At 35.9% G+C, this 3,729-nt stretch carries 4 protein-coding genes; 3 read left to right on the plus strand and 1 reads right to left on the minus strand.

Annotated elements, in window-relative coordinates; genetic code table 11:
- The 3 genes from A9G38_RS08110 to A9G38_RS12295 all read left to right on the plus strand — a co-directional run.
- Positions 1–334: IS3 family transposase (locus A9G38_RS08110; RefSeq protein WP_065623264.1), on the plus strand; the 334-nt coding region annotated here is incomplete at its 5' end.
- A 42-nt stretch (positions 335–376) separates the two neighbouring features.
- Complete coding sequence (locus A9G38_RS08115) at positions 377–3,235, plus strand: hypothetical protein (protein ID WP_034915683.1); 2,859 nt, start codon at positions 377–379, stop codon at positions 3,233–3,235.
- A 22-nt stretch (positions 3,236–3,257) separates the two neighbouring features.
- Positions 3,258–3,410, plus strand: a complete 153-nt coding sequence (locus A9G38_RS12295) for a hypothetical protein (RefSeq protein WP_155266145.1) — start codon at positions 3,258–3,260, stop codon at positions 3,408–3,410.
- Here A9G38_RS12295 and A9G38_RS08120 read toward each other — a convergent pair.
- Positions 3,394–3,729, minus strand: a 336-nt coding sequence (locus A9G38_RS08120) for an integrase core domain-containing protein (protein ID WP_141671665.1), incomplete at its 5' end; no start/stop codon positions are given. The two genes, A9G38_RS12295 and A9G38_RS08120, sit on opposite strands and share 17 nt — an antisense overlap.

A 3,729-nucleotide genomic window follows, 5' to 3' on the forward strand; every position in this document is an offset into this window, starting at 1 on the left:
CATGCAAGCTATGAGTCAAATTCCAATGAACTTACAGACGATTGAGTTGTTTCATTCTGATAGAGGAAAAGAGTTTGATAATCATTTGATTGATGAATGTTTAACAGCATTTGGAATTAAACGGTCTTTAAGTCGCAAAGGCTGCCCCTATGATAACGCAATTGCAGAAAGCACATTCAAAGCAGTGAAAACAGAATTTGTGTCAAATACTATTTTTGATTCACTGGCGCAACTTAAATTGGAATTTAATCACTATGTGGATTGGTTTAATTATAATCGACTTCATTCAACATTAAATTACCAGTCGCCGATTGAATACAAAAGAAATCGATGACCTTATCTTTTTGGTACTAAAAAGTGTGGACATACCAACTTATTGGATAAAATTTATGTATTAGATGTGGTGGGTGATACTGAATTTGCGATCGAAAATAAATTTGCAATACCTATATCAGCATGTAAATTATATACAAATGAGGTTGCTCGTTTTTTTTATTTTAGATTTATCAGTGAGATCAGTATAAATGGTGCTCGCGTAAATGATGCTCCCCCACTAGGCGATTATAAACTTATTAATATTTCAGATGCGCAAAAAAAAGAGATTTTAGCTATTTATCAAGAAAAGAAAAAATTACGCACAATAGAAGGTTATGATGTTGTGGTTGTCAACTATCTCAATGCTAAAGACAAAGTTGCCGAATGGAAAAGAAACCAAAGCTGGAACAGCAAAGAATCAAAGCGCCTTAATAACGAATCAATAGCCAAATATAAAACGTTAGATAAAACCCTTCACCAAAATTTATTAAACTATGTTAAACAGGTATCAGAAGATTATTTGACATATCTATTATGGTTGTTTGGCGAGCAAAACACCGTCCATTTTTGGTTAACCGAATGCGATCCCGATACCTCTGACCAACATATTCTATTGCTATCCAGTTTGTTGATTATTTTAGATAATGATTCTGTCGGCAACTTTTATTTAGATAAACAAGCCAATCTGTGGTCAATGCTGATAAACAATCAAAAAAGTATTTATCATTATTTAATTGAGGGCTATAAAGGTGCTTATTCACTGTTTAATGTTGCATCAGGAAATATTCCCGAAACTGACAAGCAGTTAACGCAAGAGGTCAAAAAGATTTTAGCTAATCGCGGTAAAGGAATAACAAAAGGAAACACCAAAGTCAATAATCCTTTGTCGGGTGCTAAAAAGAATATCAAAAGAATCAAACAAATATGCAATTTAAAGCTTAACGGTAATGTGACAGTTGGGGCTTATATAAAAGAAGAACTGATCAAATTATCAATGAGTAATATCGCCAAAAACCTTTCTAATAATAATACCTATGACCTTAAAACCGAAGTGGTCGATACTCACTTAATTAAAGCGATGAATATGTTTTCAACGGCAACTCATAAACAATATAAAGTAAAAGTGCCAGTATCAAATCTACAACATTTTTTAGATAATCTTGGTAGCTCAGCGCAGGTTGTGTACGCCCAAAGTAATAATGGCAATCTAATAACCACCGATGGCACTCGTATTCGCGGGAACTATTCGTCAACGCAAGAAAGATTTAGACTTAAAAAACGAGACATAACTAAGGCAAAAAATACATTTGTTGAATTAGATATGTTACTGACATTTAGCAATGAAACAGAACGGACAATGTTTGAACAATCAATGACCACTAGTCGAGGTAATACTAATGTAGATAAATTCAAAGATGCCAACGTGGTCAAATATGAAGAGCTAAACGCGGCTAAATATCAGGCAAAAGAAAAATGGCGAACTGCGGTGTATGATACGTCAGTATCTAGTGCGATGAATGTCTTTACGCTTGCTTATCAATATCTACAAATTAGTGGTTTGAAAACTAATTTGAATACATTAACCGATTCAGCATTTATCGACAAAGTTTCAAGAGCATTATTAAGAACCTATCTTGATATCGCTTTAACTGCTTCTTATGCCATTCTTGATGGCATAAAACTAAAAGCACTGTTTTGCGAGCGTGACAAAACACTTACCGATTTACTTGGTAAAATTGGTAAAGCTGGCAAAATATTAGGTTATGCGGCAAAAACGATTGCCATAATCGACAGTTTTGGTGATCTATGTCGCTCAATGAATGCCGTAACCCGTGGTGATCCTGGCGCGGTAGGGTTTATGATAAACTCAACCATTGGCTTTGCCGCAGCAGGGCTTGGCATGGTATTGGGCATTGCCGCCCCGTGGACAATCGTGCTGTTTTTAGCCCCATTTGTGATCAATTTTCTATTTGGTACTTATGACGACGGCAGTAACTGGGACGAAATGGACAAATGGATCAACCGCTCAATTTTTGGTAAATTTGCTCGCAATGACTTATATCCGCCTTATCCCATTAGTGATACAGGCAACTACTTATCCGAACAGGATTTTTACCTTGCTTCGCGCAAAGGAACTTGCCGAACTGCGCATTACGAGGTGCCCATTCGTGAACTGCTTGAAGAAGGCAAAAACAATAAAAACGAAGCACCACCCTATAAAGTCAACGGCATAAATGGCATAGTCTGGGGATCGGATGATATAAGCGAAATCATTGATATCATAGAACAAACCCCAAACTCGCCTCAGTACAAGTTACATTTAGTGATGCAGTTACCCGATTTTGTTAAGAATAAAGCCGCATTTGAAGGCGAGATCACCATCCGCCATCGCGGTGAGCAATTAGAGACTATTTTGCAGATTAGTGATGGCGAAAAAGAATTAATTGTTCAGCCAATTCAATGTAATACCAAATGTTTTAAACCAGTGCATAAAAATATGGTCAGGAATAAAAAAATAGAAACTTATAAATATTTGCAAGCTGACCCCGATAAACAAAATCAAGCATTAGAAACTTGGTATAAAATGCAACACACCATTGATATAACAGTGAAATCAGATCCTTATGAAGAAGACAAAGACACCACCCAAACCGATACTAATACCGATACTAATACCGATACTAATACCGATACAACATCATCTAAGCCTAAAGCACCTGATGTAGGCTTATTTGGAATTAACCAGCTATTAGGTCGAGTAAATGGTGAGTTTGAAGTGATTTGCGCAATTCAATATTGGCCAGAAGGAAAAACCGACAGCGATGGTAATGCGGTCTTTCCTTATCTGCTCTCTTATCAGTATCAAGTTATTAACTGGGTCGAATCGTTGGTAAACGATATCACCACCGCAACAAAATAATCTTAATAAACAAGGAGCTATAATGACAAAAAAACTAACCATCATTGCATTACTCATCAGTAGCGCACTAATTATATTTTTACTAAAAAGTTGTAATAATTACCTTTATAAAGACCGCATACAGGAAGAAAATGATCGTATGGAATGGCAACACATTTTCAAACAAAAAAATTAAGGGGTAAGTGTTTTTTAAATTCAACGGGAGGCAAGTAGCCTAACGAAGAATGTAATCGTTTATGATTATACCAATAAGCATAAGCCGAAAAAGCGCGTTGTAATTCAGCCGTTGAGTTGAAACGTTGGCCTTTTACAAATTCCGTTTTAATTGTTTTAAATGTCGCTTCCGCTACCGCATTGTCATATGGACCCCCTTTCTTGCTTAATGAATGCGTGATATTAAATGTCTTAAAACACGCCTCTAATAACCGATTATCAAACTCTTTGCCTCGGTCTGAATGAAATAAATCCAATTTTGATAATGGCAGTTTAATTTG

Origin of the sequence: Gilliamella sp. Imp1-1, assembly GCF_001690415.1 — a bacterium.
GTDB lineage: Bacteria > Pseudomonadota > Gammaproteobacteria > Enterobacterales > Orbaceae > Gilliamella > Gilliamella bombi.

What these genes read in the sequence shown, in the direction of transcription:
- A9G38_RS12295 (WP_155266145.1), top strand. Translation starts at nt 3,258, where the DNA reads ATGACAAAAAAACTAACCATCATTGCATTACTCATCAGTAGCGCACTA.